Genomic DNA, 21,745 nt, shown 5'->3' on the forward strand with positions numbered 1-21,745 from the left:
CATGAACCTGACACCGCGTGAGAAAGACAAACTGCTGGTTGCCATGGCCGCCGAGGTCGCCCGCAAACGGCTGGCCCGCGGCGTCAAACTGAACCACCCCGAGGCCATCGCCCTGATCACCGACGCCGTGGTCGAGGGCGCGCGCGATGGCCGGTCTGTCGCTGACATGATGCAAGCCGGGGCCGAAGTAATCACCCGAGACCAATGCATGGAGGGCGTGCCCGAAATGATCCACGAGGTACAGGTCGAGGCCACTTTCCCCGATGGCACCAAACTTGTGACCGTCCACAACCCAATTCGCTGAGAAAGGACCACAGACATGACACGTATGCTTTTCCCCGCCCTGATCCTTGCTGGCCCTGCTGCGGCCCATACGGACACACATATCCACGCCCATGCCACAGACTACGCCGCGTTGGGCGTTGGCCTTGCTGTTATCGCGCTGGCCGCACTGGTCGTGATCACGAAGCTTCCGAAATGATCCCTGGTGAGATCATACCTGCCAAAGGTTCACTGACGCTCAATGCAGGGCGCAGCAGTCGTCTTGTTGTTGTCGCCAATACAGGTGATCGACCCGTGCAGGTTGGCAGCCACTACCATTTTGCCGAAGCGAACTCTGCTTTGGATTTTGATCGGTACGTGGCCTTGGGGATGCGATTGGACATCCCGGCAGGCACTGCTGTGCGGTTTGAACCGGGCCAAACGCGCGAGGTTATGTTGGTACCCTACGATGGGCGCCGCCACATCTATGGTTTCAATGCACATATTATGGGGGCTCTGAAAGATGCCGGGCAAGATCAGCCGGAGTGACTATGCCTCCATGTTCGGCCCAACGGTCGGCGACAAAGTACGATTGGCAGATACCGATCTGATTATCGAGGTCGAGAAAGACCTGATCATCGAGCGCGCAACAGCCGCGCGTTTCAGCGAAACCGGCCACCGCGAAGACGTCTATGGCGAAGAGGTCAAATTCGGTGGAGGCAAGGTCATTCGCGACGGTATGGGGCAATCTCAGGTCACACGCGCCGAAGGGGCTGTGGATACGGTAATCACCAACGCGCTGATCGTCGATCATTCGGGGATTTACAAAGCGGATGTGGGGCTGAAAGACGGGCGCATCGCCAAGATCGGCAAAGCCGGAAACCCAGATACGCAGCCTGGCGTCGACATCATCATCGGCCCCGGCACCGAGATCATCGCGGGCGAAGGACGCATTCTGACTGCGGGCGGATTCGACAGTCATATCCACTTCATCTGCCCACAACAGATCGAAGACGCGTTGCATTCCGGCCTGACCACGATGCTGGGCGGCGGCACCGGACCAGCGCATGGGACACTGGCGACCACCTGCACCCCCGGCCCCTGGCATATCGGGCGGATGTTGCAGGCAGCGGATGCGTTTCCGATGAATCTGGCCTTCGCAGGCAAAGGCAACGCCTCCTTGCCCGCAGCGCTTGAGGAACAGGTGAAAGCCGGGGCTTGTGCCCTGAAACTGCACGAGGACTGGGGCACCACCCCCGCCGCCATCGATTGCTGCCTTTCGGTGGCTGATGCGATGGACGTGCAGGTGATGATCCACACCGACACGCTGAACGAATCCGGCTTTGTCGAGAACACTGTGGCCGCCATGAAAGGCCGCACAATCCATGCGTTCCACACCGAAGGCGCAGGCGGGGGCCACGCCCCGGACATCATCAAGATCTGCGGTGAAAACCATGTTTTGCCGTCCTCGACCAATCCGACACGGCCTTTCACCGTAAACACTGTCGAGGAGCATCTGGATATGCTGATGGTCTGTCACCACCTCGACAAATCCATCCCCGAGGACGTGGCCTTTGCCGAAAGCCGCATCCGGCGTGAGACCATCGCCGCCGAGGATATCCTGCACGATATGGGGGCTTTCTCGATCATCGCGTCAGACAGTCAGGCCATGGGCCGCGTCGGAGAGGTCTTGATACGCACGTGGCAAACTGCGGACAAGATGAAGAAACAGCGCGGGCGTCTACCCGAGGAAACCGGTGAAAACGACAATTTTCGCGTCCGCCGTTACATCGCGAAATACACCATCAACCCAGCCATTGCCCATGGCCTGAGCCACGAGATCGGAAGTATCGAGGAAGGTAAACGCGCTGATCTTGTTCTTTGGAATCCTGCATTCTTCGGGGTGAAACCAGAGATGGTTTTGCTGGGCGGCACAATTGCCTGCGCGCAGATGGGGGATCCGAACGCATCGATCCCTACGCCGCAGCCAGTTTACAGTCGCCCGATGTTCGGCGCGTATGGGCGATCGGTAGAAAACTCGGCGATCACTTTTGTTTCGCAAGCAGCCTATGCAGACGGGCTTGGTGATACACTGGGATTGGCGAAAAAGACAGTCGCCGTCCAAAACACGCGAGAGATCGGCAAACAGGATCTTTTGCTGAACGACACGACGCCTCATGTCGAAGTCGACCCTGAAACCTATGAAGTCCGGGCAGATGGCGAATTGCTGACCTGCCAACCCGCCGAAACGCTGCCAATGGCGCAACGATACTTTTTATTCTGACCAAAAATTGTGCTGCGTTGCGGCACGCGCAAGGCGGAAATGACCAAACACTATCTACTGAGTGAGGCCGATATGACAAATATTAAACCCCATGGGAGGACCAACGTTGACGAGGGTCCAAATGGCACATTCAACAACACATACGAACGCGCGCTTTTCGCTGCCCGGTTTGATCGTATCCGTCGGGTCGTCGATTTACTCGGCCCTGACCAGGCTAGCCGAAGCCCAATCACGCGTCCGGCAAGTCGAATTCCTGCAATCGCTCAGCGACGAAGAATTGAAAAAACGCGGCCTGACACGCGAAAGGATCGTGCACCGGGTCTTTGCGGATTCTATCTGGCTCTGACCAACACTACTACAGAGGAGGTACTGGTATGACCGCCCTGCTCTGTACTGCGCATCGTTATTCGGATCACACGCATGGCGATCCGGCAGATTGCTTGTCTTTGACTTACGATGACCGGTTTTTGCGCCGCAAGGTTCTGACCTGTGAAAGCGGTGAACAGATCCTCATCGATCTGGCACAAACGACTTCGCTGAACCACGGCGGCGCATTGGTTCTGGATGACGGTCGCGAAGTGGAAATACAGGCCGCACCCGAAGCGTTGCTTGAAGTAAATGCCCCGGATCTGACACGTATCGCATGGCATATCGGCAATCGCCACACGCCGTGCCAAATCGAAAAGGATCGGCTGTTGATACAGGTCGATCACGTTATCCGGGACATGCTGTTGAAAATTGGTGCAACGGTAAAAGAAGTGCACGAACCGTTCACCCCCGAAGGCGGAGCTTATGGCCACGGCAGGACCCATGGCCACACCCACTGACACAGAAATTCTGACCCTGACCCAATGGTTGTCTCCTGCCTATCCTGTCGGGGGATTTGCCTATTCGCATGGGCTGGAAGCGGTGATTGACGCGGGAACTGTCGCGAATTCTCAGGATACCGAAGCCTGGATTTCAGATGTGCTTGAACATAGCTCTGGGTGGAATGACGCGTTGTTTCTGGTGGCTGCGTACAATGCGCAGGACAAAGATGAGCTCTTCAATATCGATGGCATCGCGCGGGCCTTTTGCGCCACATCCGAAAGGCTTATGGAGACCGAGCTGCTGGGAAAGGCATTCGGGAGTGTCACGAAGGGCGTTTGGGAACTGGACCTTGGACAGTTCACATACCCGGTCTCTGTTGGTCAGGCAGCAAGAATACAAAACCTTCCTGTTGCGCTGACCACCAAGATGTTTCTGCAAGCATTCGCAAGTAACCTTGTCGCCTGTGCAACACGCCTCGTGCCACTGGGGCAGACTGATGCCCAAAAGGTGATCCGCCAGTTGACGCCGCTGTGCGCTCAGGTCGCAGCAAAGGCACAAAAAGCGAGTCTGGACGAATTAGGCTCTACCACATTCTTGGCAGATCTGGCGTCCATGAAACACGAAACACAGTATTCGAGGATCTTTCGCACATGACAAGCATGAACGGCCCACTTCGCGTCGGTATCGGAGGCCCGGTTGGAGCCGGCAAAACCACTTTGACCGCTGCTTTGTCCGAAGCGCTGCGCGATGTTTGTTCTGTGGGTGTTATCACCAATGATATCTACACACAGGAAGACGCCGAGGCACTGATGCGTATGCAAGTCCTACCGCAGGACAGGATCATCGGCGTTGAAACCGGTGGTTGCCCGCATACGGCAATTCGCGAAGATGCCTCGATCAATTTGGCGGCCGTTGCTGAAATGCAGACACGCCACCCAGATCTCGACGTGGTGTTGATTGAAAGCGGCGGCGACAATCTATCGGCCACATTCAGCCCGGAACTGGCGGACTTAACTATCTACGTCATCGATGTCGCGGCGGGCGAGGAAATCCCCAGAAAAGGCGGGCCGGCGATTACCAAATCAGACATCCTTGTAATCAACAAAACCGACCTCGCGCCACATGTTGGTGCTTCGCTGGAGGTTATGGAGCGGGACGCAAAGAGAATGCGCAATGGACGACCCTTTTTGTTCTCGTCGCTTCGTCACAGAAAAGGGGTCGGTGCAATTGTGGATCTGTTGGTGAAAGGAGGGGGGCTGGGGATTTCGAAGGCGAACTAATTCCGATGACAAACAGACTAAACAGTCCTCACACAAATCCTGTTGGAAAGACCTAAGACAAAATCACAGCGGAATTTTTTCGGGTGGGTCCAGTCAAAATTACTACTCTCAACTGTAGCACTGGGCGCAGTTCTCATGGCGCGCGGTCTTACAAGGCAGAAACTCTCCGTGACGATCTCATACAAGGCAGCGCGCATTCCAAGAGAAGTGACTTTGCACACTTTCTTCAAAGATCTTGCCGCAGCTTTCTTTGAAAGCAGAGTTGAGGAAAAAAGTGGGTGGTTTTCTGACCATACTCGCGTGATCGCCCTTTAACTGAGGCGCCGAGCAATTCCTCTCTAACTGCTCGAAACAAGAGCGACGCGTTTTTCTGGATGGTCAGGACAACGGCATATTCTACGGCGTCTCGATCCGGGTCATTGGTTTGGACGGGCGGATCAGCGTGGCGTCATTTAATTCGCAGAATGAACCGCTTGGAAGAAAAGCGTTGTGGATCATGATGCATACGCCTGAGTGACTAAAGACATAATGCCACGGCTCGAAAATCTTATGTTAATTGCATTTTCTCTTGAGATTTTCTCAAGTTGTTTGCAGCGCCTCAATGAACGTATCGATCACAATGTCGGACCGGCCATCCGAACTGGTGAAAGCCCCGATCTCGCGGTGAAACACAGGATCTCCGAAGGGCAGCGCTCGCAAGCGGTTCGAAAACGGGCGTCGTCCCTTGCACACTGGCACTATAGACACGCCCAGTCCTTCGCTGACCAAGTTCGAGATGGCATCCAACGAGTCGATCTCCATCGCACGTTTGACTTTGATGCCTTGCACAGCCAGCTCTTCTTCAATGCTTTGCCCAGCCCAGGTCTTGCGGTTGAACCAGATAAAGGGGTGATCCCTTAACAGGTCTTGCCACGTGTCCCCGACTGCGTGCGCGGGCGCAACGACAACAAATGGCTCATCCGCAATTCTATGCCAGTCAAGACCAGGGATAGGGTTGATAGGTCTTGTACAAATCGCAACATCCACCTCTCCATCGGCGAGGCTGGTTGCAAGCGCAGATGAACTTCCGTTCTTCACTTCAATCTTTAATGAAGGATACGTTGTCTGCAGTAACTTCAAACCAGCCGGCAGGAAACTCGCCAAGGCCGTCGGGACGGCACCAATTGCCAGTTGCGACCGAACCAGCTCACCGCGCGCGACCGAGGCTGATGCCTCAAACAAGGTCAGTGTTTTCCGCGCGTGTTCCGCCAAAGCGCGCCCGCGCGCAGTTGGGACTGGAGGCCGTTTGATCCGATCAAACAACAAAACGCCCAGCTCTTCTTCCATCGCCTTGATCTGAAGACTGACGGCAGACGGTGAGAGGCCAATGACCTCACCCGCAGCCGCAAAGGACTTTTGGTCGATAACAGCAAGAAGGGTTCGAAGTTGGTTGATGTTCATAGAGCCACAGCTTGCAGAGTTCAGGGAGAGTTGGCAACTTTTGGCAATGATGAACCGGCTAAGAGGCCTGCCGCGATATTGTTTGGAACCCCATCCAGTCGCCGGATTCTATAGCAAGACACTTTAGGTCTGCGACTCGCGTCGGCAATAGCGCCCGAGGTTGGCTCGGTTGCAAACTGTTGATGTTTGACGCTCGTAAGTGCTTCAGATGAATGGCTATCGAAAGCCCGGTGATGGTCTCTTTCAAAGGCGCACATATGTTCCCAAGAGGCCAATTAACAGTTAGAAACTGCCCGTTTCTAAGGTTTACAGAACAGGCAGCGTTACTCTTCAACAAAAAAGCGGATTTCAGAACGACCGATAACTATGCAACAGAACCCGCCGAAAACGGTTGTATCGCTAGGAGGATCGAAGACGGCAGTTGGTGTTCAAACGAGAGAGGGCGGCAGTATGAGTATCTACCGCCCTTTGCGCGCCAATTGCATCAGTCGACCGCAAGTTCTGTGATTTCCCGACGGAAGGGCAGATTGTCACCTATATCTTTGCCATCAAGCTCGCGCGCATAGCGGTGACCAGCATAAGTTGCCCAGGCGATTGGACCCGGTGCGTTGGCGTCACCAATTAGTTTGACCGACTTGATGCCTGCGTCGGCCCATTCAGCCTCGCGGGCTTTCAGATCATAGAACACGCCGTTGTTTTCCAGACGTGATGCCACCATCACGACGGCATCTGCCTCGATCTTCCAGGTTCGGTCCGTGTAGACACAGTTCGAGACCACGTGATCGGGATAGATTTCCGTGACACCTTGGTTGAGCACAATCTCGACACCTGCATCCACCAGCCGCGGATGGATAGCGATTTGTTCGAGCGTGTTGTTCGTCCAGTCACTGACATAGGCCGAAGGTGTAACCAGAGTTACTTGCGCACCGTTTTTGGCCAGAAGTTCGGCCAGGACGCCGCCCATGTAATAGTGGTCGTCGTCATACACCACCACACGGCCCGACGGGATGGTGCCGTCCATCAGATCATCCGGCGTATAGACCTTGGCGCCGTCCGCTATCGGCATTGGAACAACATGCTGACGCGAAACCCCATCACTGCGCCAGGTGGACCCGGTTGCGACGCAGACGTTTTCAAAGCCGAACTCCAAAATGCTCTCGGCGTCCAACGCGCTTTCACGATAAATCTCTACGTTCGGACGCTGGCTGAGTTGGTAGTCGCGATAGTCAACCACGCGCCCCCAGGCCGACAGGCCGGGAAGCAGGCGTTCGCGGGACACACGACCGCCGATCACATCACACGCCTCGGCCACGGCGACATCATATCCCCGGCGACAAAGCGCCCAGGCAGCCTCAAGCCCTGCGGGACCAGAACCAACCACTAGCACGTTTGAACTGTCGCCCTTGTCGTTCATCTTCTCGGGGTGCCAGCCTTTGCGCCATTCCTCCATAAAGGTCGGGTTCTGGGTGCAGCGGCTGATAGACATGGTCATGTCGCCGGTGATGCAGATGTTGCAGCCGATGCATTCGCGGATATCTTCGATCCTGCCTTCTTCGACTTTTTTAGGCAGGAACGGGTCAGCAATCGACGGGCGCGCACAGCCAATGAAATCCAGCGTGCCGGACTTGATCATCTTGGCCATCACATCAGGCGAGGTGAAGCGTCCGACCCCGACAATAGGTTTGTCGGTCAACTCGTGAATGCCGCGTACCAGCTGTTCCTGTGCAGCCTCTTCCTTGAACCGTGAGGGGCCGGAACAATCCTCCCACGTGCCTTGCGCCAGATCCCAAAGGTCGGGCAGATCCTTGTTCATTTCGATGTAGTCGCGCACCTCGGCGTTCGAAAACCCCAGATCGCCAATGGTTTCGTCCAGCGACACCCGAAGCGTGATCGCCATCGTGTCGCCCACAGCATCGCGCATATCGGCAATAACTTCCTGACTGAAACGGGCACGGTTTTCCAATGAGCCGCCGTATACGTCAGTGCGTTGGTTCGTAGCGCGGCTAAGGAAATGCTGGAAAATACCGAAACCGTGCGCACCATACAGACAGATCAGATCGAAACCCGCTTCCTTCGAGCGTTTTGCGGCATTCACGAACCAACGACGCAGGTCCTTGATGTCCTGCTTGTCCAATGCACGGGCCTGTACCGGATCATTGGTAAAGGTGCGGATTGGCATAGCCGAAGGGGCCAAGGGTACTTCTTTGGTGTAAAGGTTGGGACCGTTGATACCGGAATAGGCCAACTGAATGCCGGCCAGAGCTCCATGAGTTTTCATCCGCTCGGACATCTTGCGCAATTGGGGGATGTCTTTGTCTTCCCATAGACGCAGTTCGATAAATGGCGTGATTTCAGAAGTATGATGCATCTCACACTGTTCGGTGAAGATGACGCCCCAGCCGCCTTCGGCCTTAATGCCACGCATTGCGGCTGCAGCCGACGGGTCGCGATATCCACCGCCGTTGCAATGGGGCACTTGATAGAACCGGTTCTTGGCCGTCAGGGGGCCAATCTTCATCGGTTCGAACAAAATGTCATAGCGTGGATCGCGCATAGCTGGCTCCTTGTCGGTGGCGGATATGTGTGAGAGGGCTATGCCCTTGAGTCCAGAATTAGAATCCGAAGTCGATTTCGGTGATGGCGCCCGGAACGAGAGTTTCAACTGTGTTTGTCTTGGGTTCGTCTTGTAACAAACAGTCGAGAGTATCTTCGGCCATGGTCAACTCCTCTGTGTTCCCGATGCATGTTGGCTGACCCAGTGTCCCCCGGTCGGAACCGTGATCTCTGGCGCCAGAACATACCACTAATTTCAATAACCAAGGTTACTTTGGCCGTTTCAAGGGGTATATACCCCCAGAGGGGTATTCGAAGATGTCGTCCATTTCAGCACCAGGCGCTCTGTCGGCCGCAATAACAGCAATCGGAACAGAAGGCTTCGGCGATGCGCTCTACACGTGGCTGGATGCAACCTGTTCCTTCGACAATTTCGCAATCATAGCCTTTTTTCAGCGCAGCAGCCCGCGGGTTCTGATGACCTTTGCCCGAGACAGCCGCGTTTTTGAGCGGATCGACAGCCACTATGTCAAAGGCGCTTATCTGTTGGATCCGTTTTACGGCCTGCATCAAAGCCGTGCAGCGGATGGTCTTTACAGACTGACCGATGTTGCCCCCGACCAATTTCAACGGAACGAATACTTCAAATCCTATTACACAAACACGACACTGACGGATGAGCTGGCCTTTTTCGCCGGTCTCAGCCCAACAAGCTCAGTCACAGTGTGTCTCGGTCGGGACACAACCACTGCTTCGCGCTTTTCAAGTAAAGATTTCAACGCGGCCAATAATGTGGCGCCGATTGTCAATGCGCTGGTGAGGAAGAACTGGCCTGATCTGAAGCCCTCGAATGAAAGGAAGCCGGAAGACATCGTCGAGCGACTCCGTCAACGTTTGTCTGATGAAAAAGATATCGGACTAAGTCCAAGGCAGGCGCAGGTGGCGTTGTTGATACTTCAGGGTCATTCGTCGATTTCCATTGGCCTGACACTGGGTATCAGCCCTCAGACCGTCAAGGTTTTGCGAAAGCAGCTTTATCGCAAGTGCCATATCTCGTCACAGGGTGAACTATACTATCTGATCGCACCGTACCTTTCCGAAGGCAGCCAACCTGTTGGGAAACACGGGCAATTACCCGCAGGTTAGTCAAAGCCTAATTAAGAGTAAGTTAGACAGTAATTTCGCCTGTTCCCAACTTGTGAAACCTTGTCCCGGAAACGTGCAAAACGTGCTGGAGTGGCACAGGAAGCGGTACGCCAACGTTCCGCGCTAGGGTCCTTTGTTTAGAAAGTGCAAGGCCATCGATCCTTAGCGGTCGTTCATCCGTCCGGGCAGCACAAGATGCACGAATACAATGACCATCTCAGGTCCAATCGTGATGCAGTTATAGGGAACCGACACATGTCCATCGAGAAAACGGATACGCTGGTTGTTGGCGGCGGACAGGCGGGTATCGCGCTCAGCGAGCACCTTGGAAACAACGATGTGCCACATATCATTCTGGAAAAGAACCGAACCGCCGAAGCGTGGCGCACCGGACGTTGGGATGCTTTGGTTGCGAATGGCCCGTGCTGGCATGACCGTTTTCCCAGCCTTCCTTTCAAAGGGGACGACCCGGATGCGTTTGTACCCAAGGACCGTGTCGCCGAGTATCTGGTGGAATATGCAGAAATGGTAAAAGCCCCGATCCGCGAGGGCGTTGAAGCATTGAAAGCAGAACGGTTGCCCGGTGAAGGTGGTTTCCGTGTTGAGACGAGCGCCGGTGAAATCCATGCCAAGCGCATTGTTGCGGCAACAGGCGCGTTCCAGCACCCGTCCATTCCACCGATCGTGCCGGAAACGGCAGGTGTCAAACAACTGCACTCGTTCTACTACAAAAACCCCGAGCAACTTCCTGAAGGGGCGGTTATGGTCGTAGGTGCCGGGTCGTCCGGTGCGCAGATCGCAGATGAATTGAATCGCGCCGGTCGCAAGGTTTTCCTGTCGGTTGGTCCGCATGACCGGCCCCCACGTCGGTATCGCACCCGCGACAACGTGTGGTGGCTGGGTGTTCTGGGGCTTTGGGATATGGCAGCACAGAAACCAGGGACTGAACATGTCACGATCTCGGTCAGCGGTGCGCATGGCGGGCACACAATGGATTTCCGCCGCTTGGGTAATGAAGGGGTAACCCTTACCGGGATGACCACGAGCTTTGAGAATGGCGTTCTCAGCTTTGCCGATGATCTCCAGCGCAATGTCGCAGCCGGCGACGCCAACTACCTTGAAATGCTGGATATGGCAGACGCCTATATCGCGCGAACCGGTATTGATCTGCCCGAAGAGCCCGAGGCGCGTAAGCAGTTTCCCGATCCTGATAGCCTGACCAACCCACTGACGTCGGTCGATTTTGCCAGGGAAGGTATCACAACAATCATCTGGGCGACGGGTTTCCGGCAGGATTTCAGTTGGATCAAGGTAGATGCCTTTGATGCCAAGGGCGCGCCGATTCACCAGCGCGGTGTTTCGGTTGAACCCGACATCTACTTCCTTGGTCTGCCTTGGCAATCGCGTCGTGGCTCAACTTTCATCTGGGGCGTTTGGCACGATGCAAAATACATCGCTGACCAGATCGCTATCCAACGCGCTTATGCCGAATATGACGGTGAAGCAGCCATCATCGCCCCCGCCGCAGCAGAATAAGCAATCAGGACTTCGAAATGGCGCATACACGCATTCGCAAATTCAACACCTCGGACACCTACCCCGAGCAAAACCTGGACAACGATCTGTGCCAGGCTGTCGTTACGCAAGGTGGCAAGACCGTCTACTTGCGCGGCCAATGCCCGCAGAACCTGGATGACGCAGTCAATATCGACAGCCATGATCCGGTCGAACAGACCCACAAGGTGATGCAGAACATCAAGCAGTTGATTGAAGAAGCGGGTGGCCAGATGGAGCATCTGGTCAAGGTGGTTGTTTACATCACCGACGTCCGCCACCGTGAGGCTGTGTACCGTACCATGGGCGAATACATCAAAGGCGTGCATCCGGTTTCGACCGGGCTGGTGGTTCAGGCACTGGCGCGTCCTGAGTGGCTGGTCGAAATCGACGGCACCGCTGTTATACCCGATTGATCTGATAGGTTGATCGACAAGCCGGGCCGCGCTCCCTCCCTCTCCCCAACAAGCGCGGTCCGGTCTTATTCTAGGAGAGTCATATGACATTTTCCCTGGTCGCCCGCTGCGCTGATACCGGCATGTTTGGTTTGGCGATTTCGTCATCGTCACCCGCTGTAGCCGCGCGCTGTTCTTTTGCACGCGCGGGCGTGGGTGCGGTTGCCTCGCAAAACGTGACAGACCCCAGCCTTGGCCCACTAACCCTTGATCTGATGGAACAGGGCAAGTCCGCGCCCGAGGCTATCGACGCCATGAAAGCGCAAGCTAATTTCATCGAATACCGTCAGGTTCTGGCCGTGGACACCCAAGGACGTACGGCGATCCATTCGGGCCCAAACAGCCTTGGTATCTGGACGCAGGCAAGGGCCGAGAACGTCGCCTCTGGTGGGAACCTTCTGGACAATGAAGGTATCCCTCAGGCCATAGTCGATGGGTTCCTGTCTTCCTCTGGGCATATCGGAGACCGATTAATTGCCGCAATGCGGGCCGGATTGGCCGCAGGTGGCGAGGCAGGTCCGGTGCATTCGGCCGGTATGAAAATCGTCGACAAAGTCAGCTGGCCTATCGCCGATTTGCGCTGCGACTGGACCGAAGACTGCCCCATCGAAACGATCGCAACCGCCTGGGACGTCTACAAACCACAGCTCGACGCTTACATTCAGCGCGCGCTCGATCCGCGCGAAGCGCCCTCTTACGGCGTGCCCGGCGACGAATAAACACGGAGAGAGCCATGTTGGATTATTCACACGAAGACTGGAAAAGCCGCGCCGCAGGTCTGTCATTCCGCGGGCAGGCCTTTATCGAGGGCAAGTTCGTTGACGCCGCTTCCGGGAAAACCTTCGACAGCATCAACCCGGCGACGGGCGCTGTTCTGACCACGGTTGCAGAATGCGACGAAGAAGACGTCAACCGCGCTGTCACCGCTTGCCGCGCCGCGTTCGAGGATGGCCGTTGGTCACGTATGGCACCGGGCGACCGCAAGGCGGTGATGTTGAAACTGGCTGATCTGATCCGGGAAAACCTAGAAGAGATGGCGCTGCTGGACAGTCTCGACATGGGCAAATTGGTCACAGACGCCGCCACCATCGACGCGCCGGGTTCAGCCCATTTCTTCCAATGGTATGCCGAGGCCATCGACAAGGTCTATGACGAGGTTGCCCCAACAGGCCCCGGCGATCTGGCTTTGGTCAGCCGCGTCCCCTTGGGCGTGGTCGGCGCGGTGACGCCATGGAACTTCCCGCTGGACATGGCCACGTGGAAGGCCGCCGCTGCTTTGGCCGCAGGGAACTCGGTTGTGTTGAAACCCGCCGAACAGTCGCCGCTGTCCGCGTTGCGCTTGGCGGAACTGGCGGCTGAGGCGGGTATCCCCGATGGGGTGTTCAACGTGGTTCCGGGCTTTGGCGTCACAGCGGGCAAGGCACTTGGCCTGCATATGGATGTCGACTGCCTAGCCTTCACCGGATCGACCGCAATCGGCAAGATGTTTATGCAGTATTCGGGTCAGTCGAACCTGAAACAGGTCTGGCCGGAAACCGGCGGCAAAAGCCCCAACCTGGTGTTCGCCGATTGCGAGGATCTGGACGCTGCAGCCGACATGGCGGCCTTTGGCATCTTCTTCAATCAGGGCGAAGTTTGCTCGGCCAACTCGCGACTGTATGTCGAACGCTCGATCAAGGATGCGTTTGTCGAGAAATTGATTGCCCGCGCGCAGGCGATGCAGCCGGGCGACCCGTTGGACCCGGCTTCGAAAATGGGCGCGATTGTCGATGAAAAGCAGACGCAGGGTATCATGCGCTTTGTCGAAGAGGGCAAGAAATCCGCAAATCTCGTCGCCGGTGGTGAACGCGTCACCGTCGAGGGCAAAGGCTGCTTTGTTCAACCGACGATCTTCGACGACGTGGCGCATGACAACCCGCTGGCGCGGGATGAAATCTTTGGCCCTGTCCTGTCGGTCATTCCATTTGACACCGAAGAGCAAGCGGTGGCGATGGCCAATGACTCGATCTATGGGTTGGCCGCGTCAGTCTGGACCGACAACCTGTCCCGCGCTTGCCGGGTGTCGGACAAACTGATGGTTGGAACTGTGTCGGTGAACACGGTAGACGCCCTGTCGGCCCAGACCCCGTTCGGCGGTATGAAACAGTCGGGATTTGGGCGTGATTTGTCATTGCACTCGCTTGAAAAGTATACTGCTTTGAAGACCACGTGGATCAAGTATAAGGCTTGATCCGCGCCCAAGCGGAGATGTGCCATTGCCTTTCAGATACACGCTGCGACAGCTTGAGTATTTTGTTGCGGTCGGAAAGGCAGGAAGCATTGCCGCCGCCAGCGACAAGCTGAACGTATCGTCGCCGTCGATCTCGGCGGCGATCACGCAGCTTGAGGTCGAATTCGGTGTCACCCTGTTTGTCCGCGAACACGCGCGGGGATTGTCGCTGACCAAGGCTGGGCACAAGTTCATGGAACGCACGGAATTTGTCCTGCGTGAAGCCGAGTTGCTGGCCACGCTTGCCGGTGAAATCACCGGCAAGGTTCAAGGTATATTGTCGGTTGGCTGTCTTGTGACCTTCGCTCAAATCGTCTTGCCCGGATTAAGACGCGATTTCGAAGACAACTATCCCGATGTACGTATCGAACAGCGTGAATTGCATCAAGCTGATATCTTTAGCCAGCTGCGGCGGGCCGAACTGGACATCGCCCTGACATATGATCTGGACATTCCAACAGACCTTGACTTTCAACCGCTTCACGAACTCCCGCCCTACGTGGTTCTTGGCGAAGACCACCCGCTGGCAAACCGCACCGAGTTGACGATACCGGACTTACAGGACAGCCCCATGGTCCTTTTGGACCTACCATTCAGCGGAGAGTATTTTCTGTCGTTTTTCAGTGAGGCAAATATCAAGCCAAACATCGCGGAACGTACTGCAGATATGTCGGTGATGCGATCATTGGTTGCCAACGGTTTCGGGTTTTCCATTGCAAACATTCGTCCTCTGAACACTCTGTCACCGGATGGGAAAGGACTTATTTTTGTACCGTTGTCCGGCGAGTTGCGCCCGATGCGTCTTGGCCTGCTACGCGCGCGTGCCGAGAATGAAACAAACACATTGAAAGCCTTTGTTGAACATTGCGCATGCGCTGTGAAATCGGGAACACTGCCGGGATTGTACACATCAAAGAAAGCGTGATTGGACGACATTAGAAGGAACCTAACTATTGCTTCGCTATTCGCAGATTTAAATATTTTTCTGGTCGTATAGGCTTGCGCAGAGTCTCCGATGTTTTGGGGATCAGACCGTTCGGTAATCCGAAAAACAGGTTCCATTCGAATGACGTCTACTCTGGATATTCTCGACAAACTGGTTGGCTTCAACACAGTCAGCAAGAATTCAAACCTCGAGCTCGCAGCTTATGTCGAAGAGTTTCTGGAAGCGCGCGGTTTTGCGATCCACCGGATCACCGATCCCGGTGGCGACAAAACCGGGCTCTACGCTGAAAAGGGGCCTGACGGCGACGGCGTCCTGTTGTCGGCCCATACCGATGTCGTCCCTGTCGAAGGTCAAAGCTGGACAAAAGACCCATTTCGCCTGACCCGGGAAGGGAACCGTGTCTATGGTCGCGGTACCACAGATATGAAGGGGTACGTGGCGTCGGTCATGGCTTTGGCAGATCGAACCCGCGGGGCTGACTTGCGCGAACCGCTCAAGATCGCCTTGTCTTATGACGAAGAAGTGGGCTGCGTTGGTATTCAACACATGCTGGATCGGCTTGCCCCGATGCTGGGCCAGCCCCGTGCGTGTTTTGTCGGCGAACCCACCGAGATGCAGGTGGCCATTGGGCACAAAGGCAAAGCCGCTCTGCGCGCCGTCTGCCACGGTCAAAGCGGGCATTCTGCGCTGGCGCCGAAATTCGTCAACGCGCTGCATTTGGCCACGGATTTTGTGCAGGAATTGCGCGACCTGCAAGGAATCTATGCGACACGCGGCAACACGGATCCGGCCTATTCCGTGCCTTATACCACGTTCCATGTGGGTGTGCTGTCGGGCGGCAAGGCACTAAACATCGTTCCGGACAGGGCGGAGCTGACCTTTGAATACCGACACTTAGCTTCGGATCACGGAAAAGACATTTTGCGCCAGATACAGGATGCGGCACACCGGGTTGGTGCGCGGTATTTGGACAAATGCGCCGACGCGCGCGTCGAAGTGGAACAGTATAACGCCTATCCCGGTCTGGATGTTGTCGAAACAGACGGCGTCATAGCCCATGCCCAGAAACTTGCGCAAAGCAACGTCACGACCAAGGTTGCCTTCGGCACCGAGGCCGGTTTTTTCAGCGAGTTGGGTATTCCAACCGTTGTCTGCGGTCCCGGGTCAATGGAACGTCAGGGGCACAAACCGGATGAATACATCGAGATCGGCCAGCTCGACGCCTGCGATACGATGATGGATCGCATCCTTGACGACATAAGCCATTAGCGCGGTCAGCGTCACAATTCCGATATCCTAGGCCAAGAGAAATTAGGTCTTCTAAGGCCGTTCCACACACGACCTAGGCGTTCTCAAAGCCAGTAAGAACATTGACGGCATTTATTCCGATTTCGTCTACGTCATACCCACCTTCCATCACAAAATGCGTTGGCAGGCCGAGCTGTGCGATATCTTCTCCAAGCGTCAAGAAATCTTCGGATTTGAGTTTGAAGAAGCTTATGGGATCGTTTTCGAACGTGTCCACTCCCAGAGAAATGATCAGTGCTTCGGGACCAAAATTCTGCACCTTCTCCAGCCCGACGGCCAATGCCTTGCGCCAGGTTTCGAAATTTGTACCGACGGGCATGGGGATATTGAGGTTGTACCCTTCGCCTTGTCCCGCACCGGTTTCGTCTGCATGTCCCAGAAAATAGGGAAAGGTCTCCATTGGATCGCCGTGCAAAGACACAAACAATACATCATCGCGGTCATAGAAGATGTCTTGAGTCCCGTTGCCATGATGGAAATCAACATCAAGAACAGCGATGCGCGACGCGCCGCTGTCTAACAGAGATTGGGCAGCAATCGCCGCATTGTTCAGAAAACAAAACCCACCGTAGGTATCCGAAAACGCGTGATGACCAGGTGGGCGGCAAAGCGAAAATACGCTTTTCGCGCCCTTGCGGATGCGTTCGGCACCTGTCAGCGCGACCTGAGCACTGGCAAAGGCCGCCTGCCACGTGCTTTCGGTAATGCTGGTTTCCACCGAGTTGGCATAGTACCCGAGTTTTCCTTCGACAAACTTCGGACATTTCTGAACCATTCGCCGTACAGGAAGGGCGGTCGGCATTGCCTCGCCTTTGAAGCCCTCAGATTTCCAGTCGTCCCAGATGGTCTGAAGAAAGCTGACAAAGCCTTTGTCGTGAACTGACAGAATAGGCTCTATCCCGAAATCTTCAGGTTTTGAAACCTTTCCAAGCTTCTGATTTTGGACACGTTCAAGCACAATCTCGGCGCGGCTGGGCTTTTCGTGGGGAGGGATTAGTTCCCCGCCAAAAAACTCGGTTTTTGCGTCACGTAGCTTGTGCTGATCTGAGTAAATGGTTTCCATGTTCCACCAGAGGCCGCCAAAGAAAAAGGGGCCACGATCAGATCGCGGCCCTTGTTTTTGTGCTGAACTTATTTCTTCAATTCAGTCCAGATTTTGTCATAGACAGCCTGAGTTTCCTCATCACAGACTTCAATGAATACACCAGGTCCAGCCGTTTCAGGAGGGTTGTTTTCCGGTTGCGCCAGCAGGTCTGCATCCAGGAAATCTGACGCTCCGGTAACACCGTTGTTGTAACGCGCAAAATTCGAGACAGCGGCAATGTTTTCTGGCTCCAACAGGAAGTCCATGAACTTCAGCGCGTTGTCACGGTTGGGTGCGTCCTTCAGCAAGACAACGCTGTCCATCCACGCCACATAGCCTTGTGTCGGGAAAGCGTATTCAATCGAAGCCTTCTCTTGGCGGGCTTTTGCAGCAAAACCGTCATAGATCATTCCGACGTCTGCATCGCCAGAGACCAGAACCTCTTTCGCTGTATCCGAGTTGAACGAAGCCCAGTGCTGTTTCGCCTCTTGTAGCATTCCGTTCAGGGCTTTCAGCTGCTCGCGATCTGTCGAACATTGCGGGATACCCATGTGCAGCGCTGCCAGCGCCATCACTTCGCCCTGGCTGTCAAGAACGTTGATGCGACCTTGCAGTTCAGCCGGTGGGTTGAACAGAATGTCGGTGGTTTGGATGTCACCGTCGTAAGCATCCCGGCTGACGGCAAAGCTGGTCGAGCCCCACTGGTAAGGGATCGAGGATTGGCGACCCGGGTCAAAGCTGGGATCGGCCCATTCCGGCTGAATGTTGCCTTTGTTTTGCAGCTCACCATCGGCGATGGTGTCCAGCATTCCTTCGCCTGCCATGATCGCGACCATATAGTCGCCGGGCACCGAAACGTCATAGGTGCCGATCCCACCCGCCTTGAGCGAGGCCAGCATCGCCTCGTTCGAGTCGTAGGTATCCATGGTAACGGTGATGCCGGTTTCTTCGGTGAACTTGTCCAGCAGCTCTTGGGGCATGTATTCGAACCAGTGGTAGACAACCAGTTCACCTTCGGCCGCTGCGGCGCTTGCACCTATGGCCAGAGCAAGGGCGGCAAAGCCGCTTTTCATCATGTGTTTCATGTTTCTCTCCATCTGTTGGTTATTTTGTGTTGTCAGCCTTGCTGACGAAGTAGCTGATCGTGACCATGACGATGGACACGCTCAGCAACATGGTCGAAATCGCCATGATATTCGGCTTGATCCCCTGCTTGACCGACCCAAAGATCGCTGTTGGCAAGGTCTCGACCCCTGCGCCTTTCACGAAGTTGGTGATGATGAAGTCATCCAGACTGACGATGAAAGCCAGCAGGAAACCCGAAATGATGCCGGGCATCATCAGTGGCAGAAGAATCTTAGTAAACGCCTGCCGTTTGGTCGCATAGAGGTCCAGCGCGGCTTGTTCGTAACTGTCCTCAATTCCCTGCATCCGGGCCGAGATCGGCAGGTAGGCAAAGGGAATGCAAAACGCGATATGAGCTAGCAGGATGGTTAGAAGCCCACGTTCAAACCCGATCGAGTTGAAGAAGATCAGGGTTGCGACCGCCAGAACAATCTCGGGCACCATCAGCGGCAAGCTGATCAAGCCGAAGGACAATGTGCGAAAACGGAATTTGCCCCCGCGTACCATGCCCGTTGCCGCCAATGTAGCAATCGCTGTCGCAGTGGTTGCGGCAATGATTGCGATGACAAAGCTGTTCTTGGCCGCTGTTTTGAACTTTGCACTTTCCGGCCCTGTAAACACATCCGCGTACCAGCGCAGCGAAACGCCTTCCCAATTGGTCAGCGATTGCGAGGCATTGAAGCTATAGATCGTCACCACAATAAGCGGGGCATAAAGGATGACCAGACACAGCAGGGTGATCCCCTTGAAGCCGGTATAGGACTTGATATCGAATTGCTTGCTTGCCATGGATCAGCCCCCCGCCTTATCGGCTTTGGCCTGCTGCCGGGCCGAGAACATCAGGATGATCAAAACCATTGTCAGCAAGATCATTGACGCGGCTGCGCCAAACGGCCAGTTGCCTGCATTGCCCTTGAACTGTTCTTCAATCAGCGAGCCGATCATGAAGTTCTTGGCGCCCCCCAGCAGATCAGGCGCAAGGAACGACCCCATCGATGGCACAAAGACCAAGATGCAGCCCGCAATAACCCCCGGTTTCACTGCAGGAAGCAACACACGCCGCAACGTCGTCCATTTCGACGCGTAAAGGTCGGCCGCAGCTTCGGACAGCGCGAAGTTATAGCGCTCAACCGCTGCATAGATCGGCAGCACCATGAAGGGCAGGTAGGAGTAGAACAACCCCAGTTGCACCGCGAAATTGGTATTCACGATGTGAAGGGGGCTGTCGATCAGACCAATATTGATCAGAAAATCATTCAGCGGCCCCTGATCGCGCAGCAGGAACTTCATCGACACCGTGCGGATCAGCAGGTTTACCCAATAAGGGATGGTGATCAGGAACACCCAGATCGGACGCATGCTCTCGGATCGGGTCGCGATGAAATAGGCCGTCGGGAACCCGATCACGAGGCTCAGAACTGTAGCTGCCGCAGCCTGCCAGATCGACCGCCAGAAGATTGCGATATAGGTCCATTCGATCTGTGGCGGGTCATCGCCGAACAAGCCGCGATCAAAGAAGAACTGATCATAAGCTGACAATGAGAATTCCCAGATCACGCCGCCACGGAACTCTTTCGTCAGGAAAGAGTAGATCAGCATCATGATGACCGGTGCCAATACCAGAATGGCCAGTGTCACCCAGGCAGGTAACAGCAGCCAATTACGGGCCTCTTTGTAGGTATCCGTTGTCGCGCTGCCGCCGCTCGCCGCACCCGCCGCCATCAGTCGACCAGGAGGCGCCCAGCCCCCAGCTCCATGTTGACGTACATTTCGGTGCCCGGCTCGAATATGCGCTTGTTGCCACGATCCGAGTTTGAGGTGCGGACGACGAAATCAGGTCCGTCGTGCAAATCCACAATTGTTGTGATGTCTGTCCCGACAAAGATGTTTTCTTTGATCCGGCCTTTGAGGCTTTCTGCTTCCGCAGGTGTCTCTGACATGTACAGCCGCTCAGGCCGGATCGACATATGAACTTTCGAACCAATGCCAACACCTTCCACCGCGTTGCAGGTCAGTTCGTGACCGCCGCCGAGATGACAGATTGCCCGTCCGTTTTCGATGCCATCCACCGAAACCTCCAAAAGGTTCGTCTCACCAATGAAGTCGGCAACGAACATGTTGTGCGGACGCTCGTAGATGTCGGTGGGCGCGCCCAATTGCTGCATCTCACCCGCCGACATGACCGCAATGCGATCAGACATGGTCAGGGCTTCTTCCTGATCATGTGTCACGAAGATGAAGGTGATGCCCGTTTCGCGTTGCAGATGCTTGAGTTCCAGTTGCATCGCCTTGCGTAGCTTGAGGTCCAGCGCCGACAGCGGTTCATCCAGCAGCAAGACCTTGGGCTGCGGTGCAAGCGCCCGGGCCAGTGCAACGCGCTGTTGCTGACCACCTGACAACTGACTGGGTTTGCGCGCCGAGAACTGAGAGAGTTGCACAAGTTCCAGCATTTCGCCCGCCTTTGTGCGCGCATCGGGTTTGGAGGCCCCACGCATTTCCAGCCCGAAGGCCACGTTGTCCAGTATCGTCATGTGCGGAAACAGGGCATAGTTCTGGAAAACAGTGTTCACCGGGCGCTTGTTGGGCGGCAGATTCTCGATCTCATCGCCGTAGAGGTAGATCGCTCCTTCGGTTACGGCCTCAAATCCGGCGATCATCCGTAACAGCGTCGTCTTGCCACACCCAGACGGACCCAGAAGCGTAAAGAACTCATTGTCCATGATCGACAGCGAGATCTTCTTGAGCGCTGTAAAGTCACCGTAGCGTTTTACCGCGTCCCGCACGTCAATCGCGATATTTTCTTTATCAGACAATTACGCCTCCCTGAGTACCGCGAAGTCCATTCGGGTATATACGGGCTACGTTGCCGTCCTAAGAACTGACTTCCTCACTAAACATTAGGATTTGCCTAATCATTTTTGTAACTGGTTATAGATCAATATGTTATCGCGCATCTGCAGCCTTTTTGAGCAAAAAGAAAAGACCAGTGCGCATAGGCCGGAAATGTGGCGACGTTACCTCGAGACGCATACATATCAAGCAACTCGATCAAGCGGGTGCAAAGCCTTTCATAAATTAGGTATCGGCTATCTTCTTCTATGAAGTGTTTTTGGAACCGCGAGCACGTCCATCGAAGGCCTGTTTCATCTACGTTCTCGACATCTGTAATTTCTGTGCCCAGCAGGTGCCGCGAAGTTCAGCTATGCGCACGCATCATCTCGGGTAGATGG

General features: G+C 55.3%; 22 protein-coding genes. 15 read left to right on the forward strand and 7 right to left on the reverse strand.

The window, feature by feature from the left end:
- Position 1: 1 nt before the first annotated feature.
- The 8 genes from ACR0EV_RS11655 to ureG all read left to right on the forward strand — a co-directional run bounded on the left by ACR0EV_RS11655 (position 2) and on the right by ureG (position 4,635).
- Positions 2 to 304: an urease subunit gamma gene (locus ACR0EV_RS11655; protein WP_171095445.1), complete on the forward strand. Its 303-nt coding sequence runs from the start codon at positions 2 to 4 to the stop codon at positions 302 to 304.
- Positions 305 to 319: 15 nt separating this feature from the next.
- The gene (locus ACR0EV_RS11660; RefSeq protein ID WP_171095443.1) at positions 320 to 481 is read left to right on the forward strand and encodes a hypothetical protein; all 162 of its coding nucleotides are present in this window, start codon (positions 320 to 322) and stop codon (positions 479 to 481) included.
- Positions 478 to 810: an urease subunit beta gene (locus ACR0EV_RS11665; protein ID WP_171187293.1), complete on the forward strand. Its 333-nt coding sequence runs from the start codon at positions 478 to 480 to the stop codon at positions 808 to 810. The genes ACR0EV_RS11660 and ACR0EV_RS11665 overlap by 4 nt, the downstream gene beginning before the upstream one ends.
- Positions 785 to 2,545: an urease subunit alpha gene (gene ureC / locus ACR0EV_RS11670; protein ID WP_480800234.1), complete on the forward strand. Its 1,761-nt coding sequence runs from the start codon at positions 785 to 787 to the stop codon at positions 2,543 to 2,545. Before ACR0EV_RS11665 ends, ureC begins: the two co-directional genes overlap by 26 nt.
- Before the next feature lie 121 nt (positions 2,546 to 2,666).
- On the forward strand, positions 2,667 to 2,891 hold the full coding sequence (locus ACR0EV_RS11675; RefSeq protein ID WP_480800235.1) for a hypothetical protein: 225 nt from the start codon (positions 2,667 to 2,669) through the stop codon (positions 2,889 to 2,891).
- A 28-nt stretch (positions 2,892 to 2,919) separates the two neighbouring features.
- Positions 2,920 to 3,372, forward strand: coding sequence for an urease accessory protein UreE (ureE, locus tag ACR0EV_RS11680; RefSeq protein ID WP_480800236.1), 453 nt, complete (start codon positions 2,920 to 2,922; stop codon positions 3,370 to 3,372).
- Positions 3,356 to 4,009 (forward strand): urease accessory protein UreF, encoded by a 654-nt coding sequence (locus ACR0EV_RS11685; RefSeq protein WP_480800237.1) that lies wholly within the window; start codon positions 3,356 to 3,358, stop codon positions 4,007 to 4,009. The genes ureE and ACR0EV_RS11685 overlap by 17 nt, the downstream gene beginning before the upstream one ends.
- Positions 4,006 to 4,635: an urease accessory protein UreG gene (ureG, locus tag ACR0EV_RS11690; RefSeq protein WP_480800238.1), complete on the forward strand. Its 630-nt coding sequence runs from the start codon at positions 4,006 to 4,008 to the stop codon at positions 4,633 to 4,635. The genes ACR0EV_RS11685 and ureG overlap by 4 nt, the downstream gene beginning before the upstream one ends.
- Positions 4,636 to 5,214: 579 nt before the next feature.
- Here the strand turns inward: ureG and ACR0EV_RS11695 are convergent.
- Together ACR0EV_RS11695 and ACR0EV_RS11700 are read right to left on the reverse strand one after the other, a co-directional pair.
- A complete protein-coding gene (locus ACR0EV_RS11695; RefSeq protein ID WP_480800239.1) occupies positions 5,215 to 6,075 on the reverse strand; it encodes a LysR family transcriptional regulator in 861 nt (286 codons plus the stop codon).
- Between the two features lie 484 nt (positions 6,076 to 6,559).
- Positions 6,560 to 8,629 carry an oxidoreductase gene (locus ACR0EV_RS11700; RefSeq protein WP_480800240.1) on the reverse strand — a complete coding sequence of 690 codons (2,070 nt, stop codon included), beginning with the start codon at positions 8,627 to 8,629 and terminating at the stop codon, positions 6,560 to 6,562.
- 317 nt (positions 8,630 to 8,946) lie between these two features.
- Between ACR0EV_RS11700 and ACR0EV_RS11705 the strand changes: the two genes are divergently transcribed.
- The 7 genes from ACR0EV_RS11705 (at position 8,947) to argE (ending at position 16,267) form a co-directional block, all read left to right on the forward strand.
- Positions 8,947 to 9,774: a helix-turn-helix transcriptional regulator gene (locus ACR0EV_RS11705; protein ID WP_480800241.1), complete on the forward strand. Its 828-nt coding sequence runs from the start codon at positions 8,947 to 8,949 to the stop codon at positions 9,772 to 9,774.
- A 255-nt stretch (positions 9,775 to 10,029) separates the two neighbouring features.
- Positions 10,030 to 11,310, forward strand: coding sequence for a flavin-containing monooxygenase (locus ACR0EV_RS11710; RefSeq protein WP_480800242.1), 1,281 nt, complete (start codon positions 10,030 to 10,032; stop codon positions 11,308 to 11,310).
- Between the two features lie 17 nt (positions 11,311 to 11,327).
- Positions 11,328 to 11,744, forward strand: a complete 417-nt coding sequence (locus ACR0EV_RS11715) for a RidA family protein (protein ID WP_480800243.1) — start codon at positions 11,328 to 11,330, stop codon at positions 11,742 to 11,744.
- An 83-nt stretch (positions 11,745 to 11,827) separates the two neighbouring features.
- A complete protein-coding gene (locus tag ACR0EV_RS11720) occupies positions 11,828 to 12,502 on the forward strand; it encodes a DUF1028 domain-containing protein (protein ID WP_480800244.1) in 675 nt (224 codons plus the stop codon).
- A 14-nt stretch (positions 12,503 to 12,516) separates the two neighbouring features.
- Entirely contained in the window at positions 12,517 to 14,013 is a 1,497-nt protein-coding gene (locus tag ACR0EV_RS11725; protein WP_480800245.1) for an aldehyde dehydrogenase, read from the forward strand.
- Positions 14,014 to 14,038: 25 nt separating this feature from the next.
- Positions 14,039 to 14,977 (forward strand): LysR substrate-binding domain-containing protein, encoded by a 939-nt coding sequence (locus tag ACR0EV_RS11730; RefSeq protein ID WP_480800246.1) that lies wholly within the window; start codon positions 14,039 to 14,041, stop codon positions 14,975 to 14,977.
- Positions 14,978 to 15,118: 141 nt separating this feature from the next.
- Entirely contained in the window at positions 15,119 to 16,267 is a 1,149-nt protein-coding gene (gene argE / locus ACR0EV_RS11735) for an acetylornithine deacetylase (RefSeq protein WP_480800247.1), read from the forward strand.
- A gap of 73 nt (positions 16,268 to 16,340) precedes the next feature.
- On the opposite strand, the gene ACR0EV_RS11740 is transcribed toward argE, so the two are convergent.
- The 5 genes from ACR0EV_RS11740 to ACR0EV_RS11760 all read right to left on the reverse strand — a co-directional run bounded on the left by ACR0EV_RS11740 (position 16,341) and on the right by ACR0EV_RS11760 (position 21,328).
- The gene (locus tag ACR0EV_RS11740) at positions 16,341 to 17,369 is read right to left on the reverse strand and encodes a histone deacetylase family protein (RefSeq protein WP_480800248.1); all 1,029 of its coding nucleotides are present in this window, start codon (positions 17,367 to 17,369) and stop codon (positions 16,341 to 16,343) included.
- Positions 17,370 to 17,437: 68 nt separating this feature from the next.
- Complete coding sequence (locus tag ACR0EV_RS11745) at positions 17,438 to 18,475, reverse strand: extracellular solute-binding protein (RefSeq protein WP_480800249.1); 1,038 nt, start codon at positions 18,473 to 18,475, stop codon at positions 17,438 to 17,440.
- A 19-nt stretch (positions 18,476 to 18,494) separates the two neighbouring features.
- Entirely contained in the window at positions 18,495 to 19,304 is an 810-nt protein-coding gene (locus ACR0EV_RS11750) for an ABC transporter permease (RefSeq protein WP_480800250.1), read from the reverse strand.
- 3 nt (positions 19,305 to 19,307) lie between these two features.
- Positions 19,308 to 20,237 carry an ABC transporter permease gene (locus ACR0EV_RS11755; protein WP_480800251.1) on the reverse strand — a complete coding sequence of 310 codons (930 nt, stop codon included), beginning with the start codon at positions 20,235 to 20,237 and terminating at the stop codon, positions 19,308 to 19,310.
- Positions 20,237 to 21,328, reverse strand: a complete 1,092-nt coding sequence (locus ACR0EV_RS11760) for an ABC transporter ATP-binding protein (RefSeq protein ID WP_480800252.1) — start codon at positions 21,326 to 21,328, stop codon at positions 20,237 to 20,239. The genes ACR0EV_RS11755 and ACR0EV_RS11760 overlap by 1 nt, the downstream gene beginning before the upstream one ends.
- Positions 21,329 to 21,745: the final 417 nt, after the last annotated feature.

This window comes from Ruegeria sp. CF8 (assembly GCF_056537285.1).

Excerpts from the sequence above, each read along its gene's own strand:
- ACR0EV_RS11655 (WP_171095445.1), top strand. The coding sequence starts at position 2 with ATGAACCTGACACCGCGTGAGAAAGACAAACTGCTGGTTGCCATGGCC.
- ACR0EV_RS11660 (WP_171095443.1), top strand. The coding sequence starts at position 320 with ATGACACGTATGCTTTTCCCCGCCCTGATCCTTGCTGGCCCTGCTGCG.
- ACR0EV_RS11665 (WP_171187293.1), top strand. The coding sequence starts at position 478 with ATGATCCCTGGTGAGATCATACCTGCCAAAGGTTCACTGACGCTCAAT.
- ureC (WP_480800234.1), top strand. The coding sequence starts at position 785 with ATGCCGGGCAAGATCAGCCGGAGTGACTATGCCTCCATGTTCGGCCCA.
- ACR0EV_RS11675 (WP_480800235.1), top strand. The coding sequence starts at position 2,667 with ATGGCACATTCAACAACACATACGAACGCGCGCTTTTCGCTGCCCGGT.
- ureE (WP_480800236.1), top strand. The coding sequence starts at position 2,920 with ATGACCGCCCTGCTCTGTACTGCGCATCGTTATTCGGATCACACGCAT.
- ACR0EV_RS11685 (WP_480800237.1), top strand. The coding sequence starts at position 3,356 with ATGGCCACACCCACTGACACAGAAATTCTGACCCTGACCCAATGGTTG.
- ureG (WP_480800238.1), top strand. The coding sequence starts at position 4,006 with ATGACAAGCATGAACGGCCCACTTCGCGTCGGTATCGGAGGCCCGGTT.
- ACR0EV_RS11695 (WP_480800239.1), bottom strand. The coding sequence starts at position 6,075 with ATGAACATCAACCAACTTCGAACCCTTCTTGCTGTTATCGACCAAAAG.
- ACR0EV_RS11700 (WP_480800240.1), bottom strand. The coding sequence starts at position 8,629 with ATGCGCGATCCACGCTATGACATTTTGTTCGAACCGATGAAGATTGGC.
- ACR0EV_RS11705 (WP_480800241.1), top strand. The coding sequence starts at position 8,947 with ATGTCGTCCATTTCAGCACCAGGCGCTCTGTCGGCCGCAATAACAGCA.
- ACR0EV_RS11710 (WP_480800242.1), top strand. The coding sequence starts at position 10,030 with ATGTCCATCGAGAAAACGGATACGCTGGTTGTTGGCGGCGGACAGGCG.
- ACR0EV_RS11715 (WP_480800243.1), top strand. The coding sequence starts at position 11,328 with ATGGCGCATACACGCATTCGCAAATTCAACACCTCGGACACCTACCCC.
- ACR0EV_RS11720 (WP_480800244.1), top strand. The coding sequence starts at position 11,828 with ATGACATTTTCCCTGGTCGCCCGCTGCGCTGATACCGGCATGTTTGGT.
- ACR0EV_RS11725 (WP_480800245.1), top strand. The coding sequence starts at position 12,517 with ATGTTGGATTATTCACACGAAGACTGGAAAAGCCGCGCCGCAGGTCTG.
- argE (WP_480800247.1), top strand. The coding sequence starts at position 15,119 with ATGACGTCTACTCTGGATATTCTCGACAAACTGGTTGGCTTCAACACA.
- ACR0EV_RS11740 (WP_480800248.1), bottom strand. The coding sequence starts at position 17,369 with ATGGAAACCATTTACTCAGATCAGCACAAGCTACGTGACGCAAAAACC.
- ACR0EV_RS11745 (WP_480800249.1), bottom strand. The coding sequence starts at position 18,475 with ATGAAACACATGATGAAAAGCGGCTTTGCCGCCCTTGCTCTGGCCATA.
- ACR0EV_RS11750 (WP_480800250.1), bottom strand. The coding sequence starts at position 19,304 with ATGGCAAGCAAGCAATTCGATATCAAGTCCTATACCGGCTTCAAGGGG.
- ACR0EV_RS11755 (WP_480800251.1), bottom strand. The coding sequence starts at position 20,237 with ATGGCGGCGGGTGCGGCGAGCGGCGGCAGCGCGACAACGGATACCTAC.